This is a genomic window from Paenibacillus sp. J22FR21, assembly GCF_056269135.1.
This window is the reverse complement of sequence record NZ_JBWDNJ010000002.1, coordinates 13,913-34,501: the sequence shown is the minus strand read 5'-3', so window position 1 is coordinate 34,501 and position 20,589 is coordinate 13,913. Positions and strand designations below refer to the sequence as shown.

9 protein-coding genes are annotated in these 20,589 nt (G+C 48.2%); all 9 read right to left on the bottom strand.

Going from position 1 to position 20,589, the window contains the following annotated elements; all coding sequences use genetic code 11:
- Positions 1 to 75: 75 nt before the first annotated feature.
- The 9 genes from AC0YNS_RS05975 to AC0YNS_RS05935 all read right to left on the bottom strand — a co-directional run bounded on the left by AC0YNS_RS05975 (position 76) and on the right by AC0YNS_RS05935 (position 20,467).
- Complete coding sequence (locus AC0YNS_RS05975; protein ID WP_475780133.1) at positions 76 to 2,520, bottom strand: glucosidase family protein; 2,445 nt, start codon at positions 2,518 to 2,520, stop codon at positions 76 to 78.
- 4 nt (positions 2,521 to 2,524) lie between these two features.
- The gene (locus AC0YNS_RS05970; RefSeq protein ID WP_475780132.1) at positions 2,525 to 4,168 is read right to left on the bottom strand and encodes a glycoside hydrolase family 140 protein; all 1,644 of its coding nucleotides are present in this window, start codon (positions 4,166 to 4,168) and stop codon (positions 2,525 to 2,527) included.
- Between the two features lie 189 nt (positions 4,169 to 4,357).
- Positions 4,358 to 7,573, bottom strand: coding sequence for a chitobiase/beta-hexosaminidase C-terminal domain-containing protein (locus AC0YNS_RS05965; protein WP_475780131.1), 3,216 nt, complete (start codon positions 7,571 to 7,573; stop codon positions 4,358 to 4,360).
- A 245-nt stretch (positions 7,574 to 7,818) separates the two neighbouring features.
- A complete protein-coding gene (locus AC0YNS_RS05960; RefSeq protein ID WP_475780130.1) occupies positions 7,819 to 12,648 on the bottom strand; it encodes a CBM35 domain-containing protein in 4,830 nt (1,609 codons plus the stop codon).
- Positions 12,649 to 12,795: 147 nt separating this feature from the next.
- The gene (locus AC0YNS_RS05955; protein WP_475780129.1) at positions 12,796 to 14,802 is read right to left on the bottom strand and encodes a type 2 periplasmic-binding domain-containing protein; all 2,007 of its coding nucleotides are present in this window, start codon (positions 14,800 to 14,802) and stop codon (positions 12,796 to 12,798) included.
- Positions 14,803 to 15,091: 289 nt separating this feature from the next.
- Complete coding sequence (locus AC0YNS_RS05950) at positions 15,092 to 15,991, bottom strand: carbohydrate ABC transporter permease (protein ID WP_475780128.1); 900 nt, start codon at positions 15,989 to 15,991, stop codon at positions 15,092 to 15,094.
- A gap of 9 nt (positions 15,992 to 16,000) precedes the next feature.
- A complete protein-coding gene (locus AC0YNS_RS05945; protein WP_475780127.1) occupies positions 16,001 to 16,951 on the bottom strand; it encodes an ABC transporter permease in 951 nt (316 codons plus the stop codon).
- Between the two features lie 169 nt (positions 16,952 to 17,120).
- Positions 17,121 to 18,857, bottom strand: coding sequence for a sensor histidine kinase (locus AC0YNS_RS05940; RefSeq protein WP_475780126.1), 1,737 nt, complete (start codon positions 18,855 to 18,857; stop codon positions 17,121 to 17,123).
- A complete protein-coding gene (locus tag AC0YNS_RS05935) occupies positions 18,854 to 20,467 on the bottom strand; it encodes a response regulator transcription factor (protein WP_475780125.1) in 1,614 nt (537 codons plus the stop codon). The genes AC0YNS_RS05940 and AC0YNS_RS05935 overlap by 4 nt, the downstream gene beginning before the upstream one ends.
- Positions 20,468 to 20,589: the final 122 nt, after the last annotated feature.

Here is a 20,589-nt window from a genome sequence, read left to right as displayed (position 1 = left end):
GGTGTTTGCGTGCTGAGAGTCGGATTTATCGACTCTCAGCATCATTTGGCCCGTGCTCGCAAGCTGAGAGTCGATCTACTGAATAACTAATTCCTCACGTTGCCCGACTTTCAAATCCACTTCCACCGTTGCCTTGCCCGCTGCTGCATCATATTGCACGCTCGCGCTCCTGCCCCCGATTGTGACGACGGGTTCTCGCTGCGCGATCAGCTTCAGTCTGCTCGTTCCCGCACCTTCCATCTGCGCGCGAATGACGCCGTCCACATAGGAGTAATTCGATAGCTCGATGCCGAATGCTTTTTGAATGGATACGGGGTAAGGGTTAGTTGCAACTCGGCGCACCGTTATCTTCGAAGCCGCCTCTACTTTCGCGCCGGTAACATCCACAGGCAGCTTATTAGTCGCTTCGAGCAGTTGACCATCCACTTCAATCGACTCCAAGAACGGACCCGAACCTATCATCGCGATATCTAGTCGTTGTTCACCATAATAGAGCCCCTCGAGCGTCATCTCTTCCCCGGCATACGGATGGAAGGTTAAGCCTCCCGCTTCCATGGAAACGCCGACCACGCCATGAATAGCCGCTTGATACCAGCCTCGCATGGAATAGGCATGCCATGTGCCATTCTCCGTATTCCAGCGGTCCACGTCCGGCTCAGCCGTATCGATATAACATGAGATGCCCTCCGGGCAAGTCAGCTTCCCGGTCCAATAGCTCACCCAACCAATCCATTGTTCAATCAGATCCGGGCGATTGCCGTCATTGACCAGCTGCATGAAGTACTCACCGGTCACCGGCCACCAGCAGTGCAGCTGATTAGCGTCCATATCAAAGGCATCCGACCAGACCGGAATTTCACGCAATCCCGCTTTGCAGACGATATGGTTCGCGAAGAATTCAAGAGCTCCCGCATTCACCTCGTCCATCAAATCACTTAAATAATGGCTCTCCCATTTGACCGCATTGGAGTTATACGAATTGCGCTTCTGCAGCGTCACCGAATCGATAGAGCTGACAACGAACTGCTTCTCTTCGTCATAGAACAGCGGTAGAAAGTTCTTCTCAATTCCGCTGAAGACGGCTTTCGCGCGCTCTTTGGTCTCCTGATCACCTACAAGCTCTGCCAGATATTCCATCGAACGAGCCGCACAATAGAAGATCGTGTTGTTCAGACTGCTAATATCGCTCGTACCCGTTTCTTGCATGAACGCCGGAAAATCCGGGAACAGTGAAGCCCCTTCGCAGAAGCCCATTCCTTGCACCTCGCGCGTCAGAATCAGGTTGAAGATCCGTTTTACAAAATCATAGCGGTCCAACACCTCTTGCTTATTCCCCGTTGTCGCATAATACTGCTGAAGCAGCGAAATATACATGCTCTGCGCCGGAAGGGCGCTGACACTGTTCAAAGTCATATCATGGCGGTAGCTGTGCGCAATGCCCCACTCCGCATCTGCCGTCTCCTCGTAGAAGCGAAGCATATCGCCGATAAACGATTGATCGCCCCAATATAGCGAGGCATAATTGCTCGTAATGCCGTCCCAGCCCCATACCCAGTACTGTTTGTTCTTCGCTTTAATGGCCCCGGGAACATCCGTAACTTTGCAGGATTCGTGATACAGTGGAATCAAACTCATAAAGTTATTCAATTCTTCATATGGACTGTTAAGAATCGGCGAACGCTCCCGAATACGTTCATAACGAGCAAATTGCTTCGATACGGATTCTTCGATACCATCTGACAGCTCATAGGCTTTATTCAGCAGCGCTTCCTTCTCACAATCAAAACTTATGATAAAGCTATAAGTCCGGTTAGGTTCCAACGGTTCGCTGCCAGTAAGAATGTACTTCGAGTTGAGCGGCCGTTTCGAATAGCCAATCGGAAAATCCGCGCCAATGCTAATAAATAGCGGAACCGGCTCCTCCCGGTCGTATTTACTCACATCCGGATTATTGATATTAATGTCATCGGGATGGCCAGCTTCCCTCTCCTTCTGTATTTCGAGGAAGGAACCGTGCAGCAGACTGGCTGCCTCATCATAAGACCATTCCTGCCACACACGGCTTGTGCCGCCGGCGCTGAACCGGAAATCCTGCGAATCAGCCGGGATTAAAGCAAAGTCTTTGTAGAACTCCATCTTGTATCGCAAAGAAAGCGGGAGCTCCTGAGGCGTAGTCACTTGAAATACGATTGACTCTTCTACGGCCATAATCCGATGTTGAAGCTTTACACCGTTAACCTCACACTCGGATTCGACGCCAAATGGCCATAGCTTGGAATTCGTATAGGGGAGCTTATGTGTCACACCGTCAAGTTCGACGAAATGTCTAAACCCATCCCATAACCGCTGCAGAAATATCGTGTTACATCCGCGGATGGCAAGCGGATTATGATAATTCACTTGAGTGACGGCATTCTCATTGATCTGAAAATTCATCCGACTGTCCGAGAACCATCTCGGCGATTCCGGGATGCCTTTCTCGCTTTCGATTACGCCTCTGTCTACGCTATAAGTCTTCATCTTGTCAGTTCTCCTCTTTAACTCGTCTTATGCTGAGAATCCAATCCTCTTGATCCGGTGTGAACGTTCGCCACATCATCCCGCTGCCGTAGCCGTGATACTGGAAGTCCTCGACCTCAACTGCATGCCATTCTCCCGTACGTGGATTCATCCATTGCCCCGCGTAGGTTTCACCGTCTTTTTTTGCACCCATAATCATAACTAGAACAGGTACCGCAGCTTGACCGCCTGTACAATAGATGATGTATTGCTCCCTCAGAATGGCAGCACAATACACATTGCTCTCAGCCACCGTACTCACCCACTCCGGATGGGGCTCAAGCTCCCACCAATTGACCGTTTCCATGAGATCCCGCACGTGCTTCATCTGTCCCGATCCGGGCAGGTTTAAATCCTCTTTCCACAAATCCGGTCTCATCCGATCCGTCCATTTATCCTTCTGCTCCCCGTTATATATGGACCAAATTCCATGTGCGCCATACGTCTGCCCGATACAGCCTTGCAGCAGCGGAACGTAAGTGGCGAACCGAATGTGTTTATCGTTAATGCGTACGCCGTCATCCAGCACACAGTTTGGATGATTCTCATACCAGGATTCGCTCATAATCGATGGTTTCGGCGGCTGCATCCGGTAATCGAGATAGGGCAGCATCTCCATAAAATTCTTAAATCCGAGCACATGCCCCACTTGAATGAGGTTGAAATCGTACCACTCTTCCCCATGGTAATGACGACTTCCGCTGTGCGGGGCAACGGAATGTACAGAGGTCGGATGCCCGTATGGATCGCAGCGATGAATTTCTTCTCCCAGCTCGCGCCAGCCTTCCACATCATCCGTGAACAGATACTCGCCTGCCGGGGACCACATCACGTTGAATGCAGCATAACGAGCAACTAGATAACGGAGATATCGCTTGCCGCCTTCCACCTTAATCCCTTGCAAATCCTGGCCCCACATGGCCATCAGACATGGCACGAATCCCATGTTCAGCATCAGGCGTATACGCAAATCCAGATGGCTGAAATAAGCCGGATTGATGAGCGTATACCGCTCCAGATATGGCGCTCCGCCTTCATTAAGAAAATACTCCGGGTCATACCTGACGTAGCTGCTCGTTTCTTCGCCGAATTGGTCTGCCGTCGGATGGCCGACAACCAGCTGAATGACATTGAAGCCTTTGTTTCTGCGATCTTCCAAGTAAGTCGGAAGCGCTTTCTTCAAGTCACAGCGCAGGGTATGCGCGGACCATAACGTATCTCCCAGCCAATAGAACGGTGTGCCGTCCCCATACTCGAACCATCTGCCCGATTCATGGATGCGCACGAAGCCTCTTCGATTCGGATTATGCTGAAGCTCCTCTTCTTGCCAAACGGAGGCCGTAACGAGGCCCGTACAACCGTGAAGCCCGGCATCCGCTTGATCGGAGCAACTCGTTGTATAATGCCATTCCCCAGCAGTAACCGGAGCAAAACGGACCTTCCACAAATTGCCCCCGTCCCAGAAGCCCGGAATCATCAGCAACTGTCCATCAGGACCGACAAACTCGGCACGCAGCTCCACTTCCAGGAAAGGATTATCATAGGTTTCTGCCGCTTTGAAAACCAGCTCTGCGCATTCCCATACTCTCGTGTCCACCTTGCGGTTCAAGCCCGTCACCTCCTCTTCAATATTACCCGCTTACTTACAAGTGCACCTTGTCGCCAACTCTATTCTAGTGCAAGCGCTATCACGGAAAATAGTGAATATACGGCTGACTTATGCTGCAATCTGGAAATGTGATTAAACAAAAAAACAGCCAACCGCATCAACGCGGCTGACTGTTTGGAAGCGACATCATTAGTTCGTAATGAGTACTCTGTCCGCTACTACCCACGTGAAGGAAGAGCTTGCGTTCTTCGTTCCGGTCACGCGAATCTTAACGGTATGGCTGCCGCTCGAGAGTGTAGGACTTGTGTAGATCAATGTATTTTTGAGCAGCGTCGCATTGTAGAGATCCACCGTCGTTTCAGTGCCACCGTCGATGGAAATCGCCGCCATACCCGAAGAGTTGTATTTCTGGCCATACACTTCTACCTTTGTTCCTGTGAAATCCACCTGATAGTAATCGTTCGTATTGCCGGAGTAATGCTCATCATCCAAATATGCGCCAGTGCTTGCACCTGAACCCCATGAGCCAACATACTCAAATTGGTTCTGACCTGTACCTGTGACGAAATCATTGACAGTCGTCGTGATCGTATACGCAGCGCTTGCTACGGACGAATCCGACATGCCGGACTTGACGGCAATCGCCTTCAGCGTCATGCTGGACGAAACGCTGACCGGACCGGTGTACAGCGTTGAAGAAGCTGTCGGCGTGCTGCCGTTCGTCGTGTAACGAATATCAGCGCCGGAGGTTGCGGTTGAAATCGAGACCGATTGTGTACCGCTATACGTGCCTGCTGCAAGACCAAATGTCGGTGTAGCCGCAGGTGTTGCTGAGGCTGTCACGACAATGCGGTCGGCAACAAGCCAGTAGCTCGACGAGCTGGCATTCTTCGTGCCCGTTACGCGAAGCTTCACGGTATGCGTGCCGCTCGTCAGTGTAGGACTGGTGTAAATAAGCGTATTCAGAAGAAGCGATGAATTGTAGAGGTCGATATTCGTTTCCGCTCCACCGTCAATCGAAACGGCGGCAATACCGGATGAATTATACTTCTGTGCGTATACTTCTACCTTCGTTCCTGTGAAATCGAATTGATAGTAGTCGTTCGTGTTCCCCGAATAGTGCTCATCATTCATGTACGCTCCTGTACTCGCGCCAGAACCCCACGATCCGACATACTCGAATTGGTTCTGCCCCGTACCTGTTACGGTATCGTTCACTGTAGTCGTACCAGGCAGGTTAATCGTATAGGCCGCGGTAGCAACTGCTGAATTCGTCATTCCCGACTTGATGCCAATCGCCTTCAAGGTCTGAGATGACGAGACGTTGACAGCACCTGTGTACAGTGTCGAAGAAGCTGTCGGCGTGCTTCCATCGGTTGTATACCGGATATCTGCTCCGGAAGTCGAACTCGAAATCGTAACCGACTGTGCAGAAGTGTACGTTCCCGCCGCAGGACTGAACGTCGGTGTTGCCACGGTTGAAACAGGAGCTACATATCCCGGAACCCAATCCGTGCCGCCGAACTCATAAGCCCCAATGTCTGGTGCAGTGCCAACATAACCGTCTGTTACGCCGGAGATGACTGCCCCGGTGTCCTTGGCCGGAGACGAAGTCGTGATGCGGTATTGCAATCCGCTAGTCCCGCTTCCGACAAACAGCGGATTAGTCGTTTGGAAGATCGAAGTCGTCGATGGATTGTAGTTGATGACATCATCGCGGAAAATATTATTTTTCATATTATCCGTTGCTTCGTTGGAGTAGGTCACATAGGATGCATAGCCTGACGTCGCCAGCGTGTTGTTGAATATCTTCTGAACATCGACAGCAGAAGTATGCTGGATATAAATATCCGCAACTACATTGTTCCAGAGGACATTATGATCGATCTGCGCCAGACCTGAGCCTTGGTCAAAATAAATACCGACTTGGATGCCTTCTCCCGTCGAAATAGCGGAGGAGTCATGGATCCAGTTGTGGTGGATACGCAAACCATCGGTAACATAGTCTCTGGAGGAGTAGATCGCTCCCATGTCCATATTCAGCATGCCGAAGTTGTACATATCGTTGTAGCCGACGTTAACGTTCTGGCTGTTCATGAAATCGATGCTCGCACGTCCGGTGCGATAGATGGTATTGTTCGTAATAGTCTGACCATTCGTGCCATCTACAGGCATAACTGCACTTGCGTATGTTCCCTCATAATCAATATCGTGGATCTTATTGTTATAAGCTGTCGTGTTCGAGCCAAGCGCAACACCGACACTGGAACTGTACGCAATTTCACTGTTCTGAATAATGCTGTTCGCACCCATCAAGCGAATTCCCGTACCTACCCCGGTTACCACTTGACCTGTATGCGTGTACGTGAGGTCAGAATCCGTAATCGTAACCCCATGATTGATATACTTCGCATTCAGTCCGTCAAGCGTAATGTTCGTGCTGCTCGTATTGGACGTAATGGAAGCCGCGAACAGTTTCAAATTCCGAATCGTAATATACGATCTGCCGCTCAGGTCAAACGCGTAGTTCCGTTTCTTGACTTCTACGTTCGTCGGACTTCCTCCGCCCGGCGCATACAGATAGAGCTGCGTGCCATCATAGAAAAATTCCTTCGCTACGTCAAGCGCTCCAAGACGTCCCGTTAAGTAGTAGAACTTGCGAAGTCTGTCATCTGCGCCGATGATGCCACCGGACACAGTCAGCTGCGTTCCCGTTTGTGCCGTGATGGAACGGGTTTGCGAGATAAACCAGCCGTTCACCCACATCGTGCCGCCTACCCAGCCGCCGCTGATGCTCGGAATGCCGGAGTCATTTACCGTTTGCGCCCCTGTTGTCGACCATGTACCGAGTGTGCCGTTGCGGAAATCATTACGGTTAAACAGATCGTTCGAGTCCGGCAGGTTCGGCCAGCGGGCTTCGATCATCATTTGCCCGTTCACGAACACTTGGTTCGCGAGCAGTGTTGTATTGTTCGTCATATTGGCATTGTAGCCGTTAGTCATTGTAATGGTTTTCTTGTAAATGCTGCCGCTGTGTACCGACCAGCCGCCATCTGCCGTATCGGCACCGCTTACCGTAACGTCCGCGCCGCCGTCCGGCTCATAAATAATCGGATTACCGGCGGAACCGGAATTCGTCGGTGTGATCGTCTCGCGATAGATACCGGTACGGATTTTAACGGTATCACCTGCTGTCGCAACGGTCGATGCTTTCTGAATGGTCGCAAAAGGTTGCGAGGATGAGCCCGGATTGCTGTCCGAAGCGCCGGTTCCGCCTACGTAAAAGGTGGCTCCTGCCGCCTCTACTTGCTGTGGAGGAGAAATAAAAGGAATGCTGATTGTTGCAGTCATTGCCAATAAGACCATTTTGCGAAGAAAGCTGCTGCTTTTCATTGAAAAGTTCATACGCACATAATCCCCCTCGAATGATGTTATGCTTCACTTGGCCTTCCATTGTAAAACTACCACATTACCGAACTCTCTCACATGCAGCGTACGGAAGCGCTTACTTCTTCTGGAATCTCGAAGAAAGCTGGTTCATTATTCACCCCCTTTAGGTGGAGTTAACTATAATGACGGGAGGGCAATAGTCTTACAAATACGACCACAGCCCTCCCGGTAAAACCTGTTATACAAGCTTGATAACTTAGTTATTCATTCTGCACAAATACGGACGCTTCCGAAAGCAATGTTCCGTCTTCACCTTTCACATACACTTTCACCGTGTAATGCTGCCCATTCTCGTTGAAAACCACTGACACTTGCTGCTCAGTCGTAATATCTTTTGTTACGGTTTTTATCGTTTTCTTGCCGTTTTTCTTTGTCAGCTCAAATACGATAATTTCATTACCAGAATGCTGTCCAACCGGTTTGACGGTCACTGCTGCCGTAAACCCTTTCTTACCAACTAAACTTCCGTTTATGATTTCAAACGGAATTGTCGGTTCCGGCTCAATAACTTCCTCACCTGCAATGCTGATATAGTCGATGTTGATGAGACCCGTATCGCCGGCATCCTTCTTAATGGCGATCGTGTTTTCTCCTTCGGCAAGTGTCAGCTTCACGGTTCGATTGCCCCATGTATCCCAGTTTCCGGTGCCGGAGAAATGCACTTGCTTCAGCTTCGTTCCGTTGACATATACAGACAACGTTCTGTCATCGTCGCCGTCAGCGTAACGGATCGTCACATCTTTGCTGCCTGCCGCAGCTGCATTAACCGTAAAGGTAAGGGATGGGTTATCTCCGTGGAAGCTGTCAACAAATCCGGTACCGGAATAACCGGGATGATCGGTGTTTTCTTTGACATTCCCACTAAATGCGGAAAGTTCCGCTTCATACTTCATGCCTGGTGCGTGTTCTTGATTCGCATCCAATGGAATGCTGATGTTATCGACGTTTACAGCACCCGTATCGCCTGCGTCGTATTTGTAGGTAATGGTATTCTCGCCTGCTTGCAGGACCAATTGCTCGGTTTTGTAACCCCAACCATCCCAGCCGCCGGTACCCATCAAGCTCGTTTGTTTGATTTTGACGCCATTAAGATAAACGCTGAGCGACCGAATATCGGAATCACCGTTGGCATAACGAAGCGTAACATCCTTCGTTACGGTCGCAAAGGTGTTCACGGTGAAGCTTACTGACGCTCCTTGACCGTTAAAGCTATCCACAAAGCCTGTTCCCGTATAATCGTCATGGTTGGTAGCTACAGCAGTACCGCCTTCAAGTAAAGCAGCCTCAGCTTCATAGACCACCCCTGGGTCCGGAGCCGATTCTGGAGTCGGTGCCGGCGGATCTGTCGGATCTGTAGGATCCGTTGGATCTTCCGGTGCAGGTACCGTTGTAGGCGTTGGCTCATCAATCGCTCCGCTGGTTGTAATGACTATTCGGTCAGCGGTCGTATAAGTGCCACCAGAGTTGTCATTCTTCTTACCGGTAATTCTCACTTTCACCGTATGCTGCTCAAGCGGTAAGCCCGGGCTTGTGTACAACAGCGTATTGGCACTGCGAGAAACATTATACAAGTCAACGTGCGTTTCGAGTCCGCCGTCCACGGAGACCGCAATGATACCGAAGGCATTGTTCTTCTCTCCGTATACTTTCACTTGGGAACCCGTAAATTTAAATTGGTAGTATTCATTCGTTGTTGCATTGAAATGATCGGTTTCCAAGTAAGCCTGACCATTCGCGCTTGCATTCCAAGAGCCTACGAACTCATACTGATTCTCGTCCGTACCAGTATCCGTATCGTCGAACGTTAATGTCTGCGCAGCCTCAATATCACTGCTCGTAATAACAACACGGTCTGCCGTTGTATAGATGCCTTTCGATAATGCATTCTTAAGTCCGGTAATTCTGACTTTAAGTGTATGGCTTCCGTTAGACAACGTATGGCTTGTGTAAAGCAGCGTATTGGCTTTACGTGTCGGATTATAGAGATCGATCAGTACTTCAGGACCGCCGTCAATAGATGCGGCGACAATACCAAAGGCATCGTTCTTCTCGCCATACATTTCAATTTGTGTACCCGTGAATCTCACGTGATAATAGTCATTTGCTGTTCCACTGAAGTGGTCGGTTTGAAGGTAAGCTTCGAGGTTCGCGCTTGCATTCCAAGAGCCGACAAATTCATATTGATTCTCTTCTGTACCGGTGTCATCATCGTCAACGGTTGCGGTTTGTGCATCAACAGAACCTAGAATAACGACAACCTTATCCGCTGTATGCCAGTAACCTCCCGAGTTCACGTTCTTCGTTCCGGTTAATCTGACCTTCAGCGTATGCTCGCCTTTAGGCAGCTCCGCACTGGTGTAAAGCAGCGTATCTACAATTCTTGCAGCACTGTAGCTGTCAACCAGCGTTTCTTCGCCACCGTCAATAGAGAATGCCGCAATACTAAATGAACTGTTCTTCTCCCCGTATACTTGAATTTGCGTACCGTTGAATTTCACTTGATAGTAAGCGTTTGTAGTTCCACTGAAATGGTCTGTTTCCATATATGCTTGATCGTTTGGACTCAAATTCCAACCGCCTACGAACTCGTATTTATAGAGACCTGTACCAATCTCATTATCATCCACCGTCACCGTTCCCGTAGTTACGACTACGCGATCGGCAGTTACCCAATTTCCGCCGGAGTTTATATTCTTCTCTCCGGTCAGTCGGACTTTCAACGTATGGCTGCCGAGCGGAAGTGTCTCGCTGGAGAATAGCAATGTATTAACCGACCGCGTCGCACTATACGTATCGACCAATGTTTCCGGTCCGCCATCAATGGAAACGGCAGCAATACCGAAGCCGTTGTTCTTCTCCCCGTACACGCGGATATGTGTTCCGGTGAACTTTACTTGGTAATAATCGTCAGCTTTGTTGTTGTAATGATCGGTTTCCATATATGCTTTGTCATTTGCGCTTGAATTCCAAGTGCCGACAAACTCATATTTCAATTCACCGGTCCCTGTCTCTGCATCATCGATCGTAACCATGCCAAGCACAGGAGGAGGCGTCGGAGGCTGAGGTGTTGGTTCGAGCGGTTGTTCTGTAGCGTAATAAGTCGGTACGTAACCGTCGGCCGTATAGCCAGGTACCCACTCATCGCCGCCCAGCTCGTAAGCTCCGATATCGGGAGCTGTCCCTACAAAACCATCCGTTACGCCGGCAACAATACCGCCATGATCCACGGCAGGAGATTCTGCTTTCAGGCGGTATTTCAGCCCGCCATGACCATCATTGACGAATTTAGGATCTGTCTTTTGTCTGATGGTATTAATCGCATTATCTACGGAAAGAATGGCATCACGGTGAATGTTATTCTGATTCACATCGATCGCCGGGCTTGTGTAAGTGGTGTAAGACGCTGTTGCCATTGAACCGAACGTATTGTTATAGGTATTAAAAATCTTGATGGGCTTGCCTTCACCAAATTCATGCTGGTTGTAATAGTCAATCATATTATTCCAGAGGACATTGTGATCGACTTGTGCCGGACCCGATCCTTGATCGAGGTAAACACCGGTTTGGATACCGGTATCCGGGATATTATAAGGTGCTTTGTTATCATGAATCCAGTTATGGTGAATTCGCGTCCCCGTTAGATCGGAGGATCTGGAAGAGTACACCGCACCTAAGTCCATATTGGCTAACCCGTAATCGTATAAGTCGTTATAGCCAATCTCTACATTCGGATTGTTGTACATGTCGATGCTGGAACGGCCTGTTCTGTAGATGGTGTTATGCGTAATGATCTGATTGCCGGTAAACGGCTTCGGAACGATACCGCTCGCATAGGTTCCATCATAGGCAATATCATGAACCAAGTTGTTGTTCGCCGAATTGCCTTCACCGAGTACGATACCCGCTCCGGAGCTGTACTCGATAACGCTGTTCTTGATGCTGCTTCCGGCACCAATCAGTCTAATGCCGGTTTCATCCGAGTGAGAATAGGTCAAATCCGGACCTGGCAGTGTTACGCTGTGGTTGATATATTTGGCTTTCAGCCCGTCAATGGTGATGTTTGAGCTGCTGCCATTCGTCACCAATGAAGCCGCTTCTACATGAATGTTGTTAATTGTGATATTGGATTTGTTGTTTAAGTCAAAAGCGTAATTACGTTTCTTTACCTCAACGTTGGACGGGCTGTTCCCATCCGGCGCCCATAAATAGAGCTTCGTCCCGTCATAGAACCATTCCTTCGCACTATCGAGCGCGCCTAGTTTACCTGTGAGATAGTAATAATCACGGAATGCTTCAACCGTATTCTTCGATAGCGTCAGCTTCGTGCCGGTCTGAGCCGTTATTTGTGCGGTCGACGGTATAAACCAGCCTGTCATCCACATTTGTCCGCCAACCCAGCCGCCTTCGATATTTGGAATAGCCGTGTCATCGACAGTCATACCAGTGCCTACTGAAGCCCAAGTCCCATTCTTCGCTTCTCTCCAATCCGCACGATTCATCAAATCATCCGAGTTCGATACGTTCGGCCAGCGCGCTTCGATCATCATTTTGCCATCGACGAACACTTGGTTCGCCATCAGCGTATCGTTCGTTGTCATATGATCGTTATAGCCGTTTACCGGAAGCGAGATCGTCTTCTGATAGATATTACCTTGATAGACGGACCAGTCACCATCTGCAACATCTGAACCGCTAATTGTCACAACCGCATCGCCATCAGGCTGATACACGATCGGGCTGCCTTCGGCTCCGGAATTGGCAGGCGTAACCGTCTCCCGATAAGTCCCGCTGCGGATCAATACCGTGTCGCCGGCCGCGGCTACACTGGCTGCTTTCTGAATCGTTGCGAACGGCTCGGCGGATGTTCCGGGATTGCTGTCCGAGGCGTTGGCACCGCCGACATAATAACCCAGCTCTTCGGCTTGGACCTTCTCGATAGGAGCGAGAAAAGGAACGATAATCGTCATTGCCAGCAGCGTGGAGCCTGCAGCTCGCAGCAGCTTCTTCTTATTTCCTTGCAATGCGGACATGATCAAACCTCCTAAATAATTGTAATCGCTTTCACTCACGGGCGATTTTAAAGCCATTTTCACGAAAAAAGGCAAAAGAGATCCCTGACTACACATGAACGATAAATTCATATATAGCCAGGGAGCGTTATTCTAAGAAGCTATGCGTTACGGCAACATACCTTCGTTGCCTTTCAAGAAGTAATCATTGATTTCTTTTAGCGTTTGATCCGTTGCACCATTCTTCGTAGCAATGTCGCTGAACGTTTTCCACAATTCTTCGAATTGTGCATCGTCTTTCGCAGCCATTGTTTTGGTCAGTGCTTTCTCGAATGCATCTCTGCCCTTCCAGAACTTATCTGCACTAGCTACCGGACCAAAGAAATTCCAAATCGCTGGGTCAACTTTAACCGTTGTCGTAATTGTTGAAGTTGTATTGTTAGGCAAGTTACCTGGGTTAAAGAAGTTCAAGCCATCGGCTGGGGACAACACTCTGTCGTAAGCATAGCCAGGTGTCACACTGGAACCGCCCCACATGTAAGTTGGGTATGGCGGCCATTGTTTCGATGAGGAACCGAGTCTGTTGTTATGCAGGTTATACTTATTGTTGGCACCATTGTCTTTGTTGTACACCATTGCATCTTCAAGGTCTTTATCCTTAAATACGCGCTTGCCGTCTTTCTCATCGAACAAGCCTGCACTCTTAGGACCCCAAGTGTACATTTTCTCGCCGACTTCAGAGATCATGTAATCGAGGTAATGCACGATTTGCGGCAAATCTTCTTCCGCTACTTTGTCTTTGAAGATCAAGATGCTTTGGTTATTGCCGCTAGGTCCGGTTGGGGAGATGAACTTATCGGTATTCGTCGGTGCATCGATGAACAGCTTTCTGTATCTGAATTTCTTGCCAGCTGCTTGCAATACGCTCGCATCCGGAGTATCCCACAGATAAGCTACCGCATATTGACCGTTATTCATTTTCTCCGTATGCGTTGCTTGGTTCTCAAGCAGCGATTTAGGATCCATTACTTTATCACGAACCAGCTTATTGAATTCCAGAAGTGTATCCTTAAACCAATCTTGTTGGAACATGAACTCTACTTTTTTCGTTTGTTTGTCATAATAGGTGAAGTAGTTGTTATTAGCAGGAAGACGGTTCAAGTACGTTTGAAACATCGTCAGCGTGCTCCAGTTGTCGCCGCCGCCAAAAGCATAGGTCGTTTCAACTGGCTTGCCGTTCTCTTTAATGCCTTCTTTCTTGATCAGCGCCTGCATGTCATAAAGGAACTTGTAGACATCTTCCTTCGATTTGATTGGCACATCGTACAGCTCTTCTCTCGAAAACTTGCCGCCATTCTTCACGTACAAGGCATCGATTTCATCCTGCGATTTGGCTGTTGGGTACAGCTTCTTCAGCAGGTCATCACGTACCCAGATTGATCCCATACCATCTGGTCCTTGTTGCGAGTTTGGACTTACGAAGGATGGATCAAGCACTTTCAACGTGTTGTCCGGATCGCCGAGTTCCAGCGGGAAGCCGTAGGTTTTGCCATCCAAATTTTTGACCGTAATATTTTCCAGCACTTTTGGAAGCTTGTCGAATGGAGTTCTCTTCGCCAGGTTTGGAGCATATTTGGAGATGACTTCTGTCAAATCGTATACCTTTCCTGCCTTTACAAGGTCAGCCAATGCTGTCGTATCCGAGCTCATTACGATATCCGGCCAATCGTTGGCCGCGTTCAGCATGCCCATCTTCACGTTCAAATCCTGGCCGCCGTTATCGAAGGAGTTTTCTTGGTCGATCTCAACGCCGGTAACCCGCTTTGCTTCTGGGGTTACAACGTCTTGCTCTGCTGAATTATGAGTAGGCTCGCCTGTACCGTGAGAATACCACATTTTCAATTTCAGCTGTTTCCCTTTCCAATCCGGGAAGTCCGAGCTGTCTGTTACTTTATCATACATATCATAGTAGAATTGCTCGGCCGGAGCTGCATTTTCAGTCGTGTTCGCTGCATTCGTTGTATTGTCTGCTACAGCTTCCTTATTCGTATTTGTGGCAGCGCTTGTATCGTTCTTAGCTGGTTCATTATTATTATTCGAGCAGCCCGCCAGCATGGCCACAGACAATGCTGCTGTCAGCGATAGGCGTACGCCTGTTGAAAGTTTCTTCTTCACACATAATCCTCCCTTATTTATGTAGCCGTTTGATCAAATTAGGTATGGAATGAGCTTGTAAAGATATGCGATAATAGAAGTGCTACAATCTCGAGAACATATTCATGAGATCGGCCGGCTAGTAGGTTTGGCGACAGATTAGCCCGCTTTCGCTCTTTTGATATGTTCTTTTTCATGGCCTTGCCAATGTATGATCCCCTTAATCTCCAATACTTGTAATCCCCATTACTACCTTATCACAGACAACTGTAGGCCTCACCACCTTTAATAGATGACCTGCTATACTCGTTTACTCTTTCACGGCTCCGAGTGTAATGCCCTGTACGAAATACTTCTGTAGGAATGGGTAGATAATGACAATCGGGATGGTTGTAATAATGATATTAGCTGCCCGAATCGCGGCCGGTGTCATTTGGCGAGGCGTGCTCGTTGTCATCGTACCCATTCGGATTGCTTCCTCCATAAGCTTCGATACTCTCTCGCCTTCCCTCAAGATTTGCATCAGAATATATTGAAGCGTATACAAATGCTTGTCGGTTATAAAATACAGCGTTGTCGTCCAATCATTCCAATGACCCACCGCACTCCATAAGGCCAGAACCGCGATAATCGGCATGGACAATGGGACATAGATTCGGAACATAATGATGAACTCATTCGCACCGTCAATGCGTGCAGATTCTGCAAGACTTCCCGGGATGCTGTACAAGTATGACCGGATGATAACCATGTTGTATAAGCTGAACGAAACCGGAAGTACGTAAACCAGAAAGCTGTTCAGCATGTGCATTTTGGAGAAGAGCAGGTATTGCGGGATCAGTCCACCGTTAAAATACATCGGGATCATCAGGAACATCAGGACAATTGCTTTACCTTTGAAGTCCTTTATCGTAAAGGCGTAGGCGCACATATATTGGACGACCAGCGCAATAAGCGTTCCGATGATCACCCGCAGTACCGATATGCCGGTTGCTGTAATGACATCCTTATTCTTCAGCAGCACTTTGAAATTATCAATCGTGAACACACGCGGCCAGAAGGTGATACCTCCGAATTGCGAATCCATCGGATCGTTAAAGGCTACCGCGAGTACATTCACATAAGGGAATATCATCGCTACGACCAAGATGAACAGGAGGCTGATGTTCCCGTATTTAAATAGTTTGTATGCACTAGATTCGTGACTCATCCGGACCTCCTACCATATCGATACGCCTGATATTTTCTTGGCTATCTTGTTTGCAATGATGATTAGCAGCAATGCGACCAATCCTTGTGCGAATCCAACCGCAGTAGCTAAGGAATAGCTGCCTTGTTGAATACCCGAGGAGAAGATAACGGTCGCGATAACATCGAAGTTAATAAATGCGTTCTGCATCCCATACACGAGCTCGAAATTGCTGGCGAACAGCGTTCCGAGCGTAAAGAGCAGCAGTAGAATCGTCGTTTGCTTCAGCCCCGGCAATGTAATATGCAGATGCTGTTTGAACCGATTGGCACCGTCCATCTTTGCGGCTTCATAGAGATGCGGATCAATCGATGTTATCGTTGCGAGATATACGATCGTTCCCCAGCCGACTTCCTTCCACACGCTTAGCAGCAGCAGCAAGGGGAGGAATAATCCTTGCTGAGACAAGTACATTTCCCTCTCCGTATCCGGTCCAAGCATGGCAACCCGCAGATCGTTCAGCGGTCCGTAGGAGTCGAAGAAGGAGTAGCAGAGTCCAACTACTGCGATCCAGGATAGGAAGTGAGGCAAATACGTCAGTGTTTGAACACTTCTCTTGTACAAGCCGTTCTTCAACTCATTTATCATGAGCGCCAGTAAGATCGGCGCCGGGAATCCGACGATAATGGTGAGTACGCTCAGCTTCAGCGTATTAATAATGGAGCCCCACAGCAGTGGAATTTGGAAGATTTCCTTGAAATGCACCAATCCAACCCAATCACTTTTCCATAATCCGGCGAACATATTGTAGTCTTGAAAGGCTGACAATAATCCTGGCATCGGCAAGTAGGAAAATATGAAGGTCAAAACGATGGAAGGCAGCATTAGCAGGTAACCAAACATATTCGTCTGAATGTTTCTAAGCAGTCTGGCGCGTACCGTTCTCTTCATAGGCACTTGAGTTGCAATCGTTTTCAACATATTCCCTCCTCTCTCGTCACTAGCTTTTCTCTTGTATGATTGAATTATAGAACGCTTTCATTTATGGAAATAGTAAAAATACGGATTACAAATAACAGAATAAGGATCTCCTTATTTTCACAAAAATGACCTTATCCCGATATGGTGGTCGGAATAAGGTCATCGTTTATTACGCTGAAATGGATTTGACATCCATCCGATCAGCCTTGTAATTGGACGGTGTCGTAAGAATGACCTTCGTCCCTCGTCCGGGTTCGCTTTCGATTTCAAGGCCGTATCCTGAGCCGTAATAGGTTTCCATTCGATTGCGAACATTCTTCATCCCATAGCCGCTGTATTTGCTTTCTTCCGTTCCATCCAGTATTCGCTTGATTTTCTCAGGTCCCATACCCAGTCCGTTATCTGCAATTTCGAAGCGGATCGTTTCGTTATCGTCATTAGTGCTGACCCGAATCGTAATGAGACCGCCTGATTCACGTCCGCTTATCCCATGCAGAAACGCATTCTCCACAATCGGCTGGAGCAGATTCTTGAGTACCAGCTGCTGACCAGTGTCACCCTCAATGTGAATGTCATACTCAAATTCATTGCCATAGGCAAACATCTGCAGGCGCAAATACTCCCGGATCATTTCCGTTTCCTGCTCGATCGTAATGATACTGCTTCCTTTGTTCAAGGCAATGCGGTAATACTTCACCATCGAATCCACGACCTCATGAACCTTCGGGTCGTTATAGATCCATCTGAAGGTCGAGAGCGTATTGTACAGAAAATGGGGATTGAACCGCTCCTGCAGCAGCTGTGTCTCCAGTACCGTCTTCTCCAGCTCATAATCGGTAATTTGGCGGTAGTACTCCTTAATTCGCAGTGTCAGCTCGTAGAATACACGGCCCATTTTCCCGAATTCATCCTCGGTTTCTTCGAATGGCACGAAGCTATCGCTGCTGATTAAGCTCTCGACATTTGTGTTCATTTTCCTGAAGAGTGCCTCGAGCTTCTTGGTCAAGAAGTAAGAAACCATCTCGACGGTAACGAAGAGAATTCCCATGAGCAGGATGAAAATAATAAGAGCAGTGATCAAATAACCTCTTAACTCTTGCAGCACAAGACTTTTTGGAACAAACATGGAAACATCACCGATGCCCGGCTTAAGCTCTTTCTTGATCAGATAATAGTCGTTTACCGGCTTCCCCTCCGGAACCGCTTCGAGTCCGCCGCCTTTTACCCATTGTTTCTTCCCATCGACCTCGTAAACGATGTAGCTCCCAGCCGGAATATCATAAGTAAAGAATCGTGAAATTTGCTGCACCGGAATTTGCAATTCAATGATGGCCAGTGGAGTACCAAGCGACATAATCTTCTTATAACCGAACAGATAAGTGTTTTCCTCGGCGCTGAATTTGGCTTTGATCGTCCGATATTTCCATAGAATCTGGGAATCATCGTTGTGCAGAATTTCATCTTTCAAACTCATATTTGGCGATTCTCGCACATTCTCCAGGTTCTGTATGCTTCTTAAGTAATCACCGTCATACTCGGTATCTTCAATCGAATAGATCTGAAAGTTAACGGTCGGATTATCGGACTTCATCGCAGTAATAACGCTTTGCAAATAGTCGCTGAAGTTCATAACGCCTACGAGGTTCTGATCCGTCTTGGTATCCAAATAATTGTAAATGTAGAAGTTGTTATTAATGGCCATCAGCTTATCCATGTTCGAGGACAGCAGGTTGTTGATTCCATTCACACTGCTTGTCAGCTGAATATCATTCTTGTTAATAATGTCTTTCACCTTGGCGCTCCACACTTTCTGAATCATCAAGGAACCGAGAATGATCATAGGCAGAAAAGCGAACACGAATATGATAGCGGCGATTTTGTGGCGATACGTCAGCTTCCCGATCATAAGACAACCTTGCTCTTGTATTCAGCAGGCGTCATCCCGACGTTCTTCTTGAATGCAAGGCAGAAATACGACGTATTCATGTAGCCGACCTCTTCGGCAACAGCAGCTACTCTGCTGTCTTTGTCCTTGAGCAGCTTCTTCGCCGCGTCAATTCGCACTTCGATGACATAGTCGAAGATCGTTTTGCCGACTTCCTTCTTGAACAGCGCGTTGGCATACCTGCCGCTTAAGTAGACCGATTTCGAGATATCCTCGATCGTGATCTGCTCGTGGTACTTCGTCTTGATGATATCCTTGATCGTGTCGACAACCTTCGTATTCTTGCTCGTATTCTTCTCCGATAACCGATCGATAATGGTCATGAGCCATTGGTAAATCTTCTCGCTGACATTGACCGGCGTATCCGGCTGGCTGAATTGCTTCCAGACCAGCAGGTCGTCCTCGGCCAGATCGCGGAAGGATTGATTGGCTTCCTGCAGAATAATCCGCGTAATATTCACAACCATGAAAGCAAAGTTCTTCACATAATTGGCATCATGCCGAGATACACGTTCGCCTAAATATTTGTCTACGAACTCCCTTACATCCACTGCGGTGCTATAGATCATTAGGGTTTTCAAATCCTGATAAACAGCTTCGAGATTCGGCAGATCCTCGAATGGGACATCCGTGCGATCTTCGATTTCTTCATAGGTAATAATCGGGTTGCTGCCGCTGTAGAACCGGGTATGGACGGCTTTCTGGGCCTGCTTATAAAGGGTTGAAATAGCTGCGATTTCTTCGGAAACTTTACTGATTCCGGTGATGGCCGTAAGCTCGACTCTTCTGCTAATCTCCATGCTGATCTCTACGGCTGTATTCATCATGTTGTCTTCATCATCAGCTTCGAAAATAATGGCGGCATAATCCAAGGGGGAAAATTGAATCGGATAGATATAACGATTGCCCGTGCTTAAGGAGGTAATGCTTCTCTTGACGGAGTAGGAGACGAAATAGGCATCCGCCACGCCATGATCGGTGGCTTGCTCTTCCGCTTCATGAAGCTGGATCGACAGCACATGGATCCGGTCATGCGGCCGAACGGCAACCTTGAGGAACGCCATCCGTTTGATAATATCCGCCTCATTGTGGAAATTGCCGAGCAGCAGCTCCTTGAAGAACTGCTCTTGCACGAGCGGAAGCATCATCTCCAGCTGCTGCAGCATGCGTTCCTTCTCCATCGATTGCGAATGCTTGATATCGATATCATGGACAAGCTTCTTGACCGCTGTGACGAGCTCATCCGCGATAATCGGTTTGAGGACATAACCATAAATGCCTAGATCGACGGCTGACTTGGCGAATTCGAAATCACTGTGGCAGCTGATGAAGATGACTTTTATGTCAGGATAACGCTGATAAATCTGCTCGGACAGCTGTACCCCGTTCATGATCGGCATCGCAATATCGGTTACGATGAGATGCGGCTTGAGTTCATCAATTCGCTCCAGCGCTTCCGCGCCATTCGGGAAAGTTGCCACCACTTCAATGCCTAGCGATGCCCAATCAATATGATTTTTAAGACCATTGCGCTCGTACTTGTTGTCATCCACGATGAACATTCGATACATGCTAGTCCCCCTCAAAACCCTTTTCTATGCATTACCATAAAAATATAGTGAAAGCGTTTTAATAGCAAGATGTTTTTGGAGGTGCTGCATCTTTGGAAATGCATGTTCGATTCAAGAAGCAA

Bases quoted from the DNA above. Each gene is read 5' to 3' on its own strand.
- AC0YNS_RS05950 (WP_475780128.1), bottom strand. From the start codon at position 15,991: ATGAGTCACGAATCTAGTGCATACAAACTATTTAAATACGGGAACATC.
- AC0YNS_RS05940 (WP_475780126.1), bottom strand. From the start codon at position 18,857: ATGATCGGGAAGCTGACGTATCGCCACAAAATCGCCGCTATCATATTC.
- AC0YNS_RS05960 (WP_475780130.1), bottom strand. From the start codon at position 12,648: ATGTCCGCATTGCAAGGAAATAAGAAGAAGCTGCTGCGAGCTGCAGGC.
- AC0YNS_RS05945 (WP_475780127.1), bottom strand. From the start codon at position 16,951: ATGTTGAAAACGATTGCAACTCAAGTGCCTATGAAGAGAACGGTACGC.
- AC0YNS_RS05965 (WP_475780131.1), bottom strand. From the start codon at position 7,573: ATGAACTTTTCAATGAAAAGCAGCAGCTTTCTTCGCAAAATGGTCTTA.
- AC0YNS_RS05935 (WP_475780125.1), bottom strand. From the start codon at position 20,467: ATGTATCGAATGTTCATCGTGGATGACAACAAGTACGAGCGCAATGGT.
- AC0YNS_RS05975 (WP_475780133.1), bottom strand. From the start codon at position 2,520: ATGAAGACTTATAGCGTAGACAGAGGCGTAATCGAAAGCGAGAAAGGC.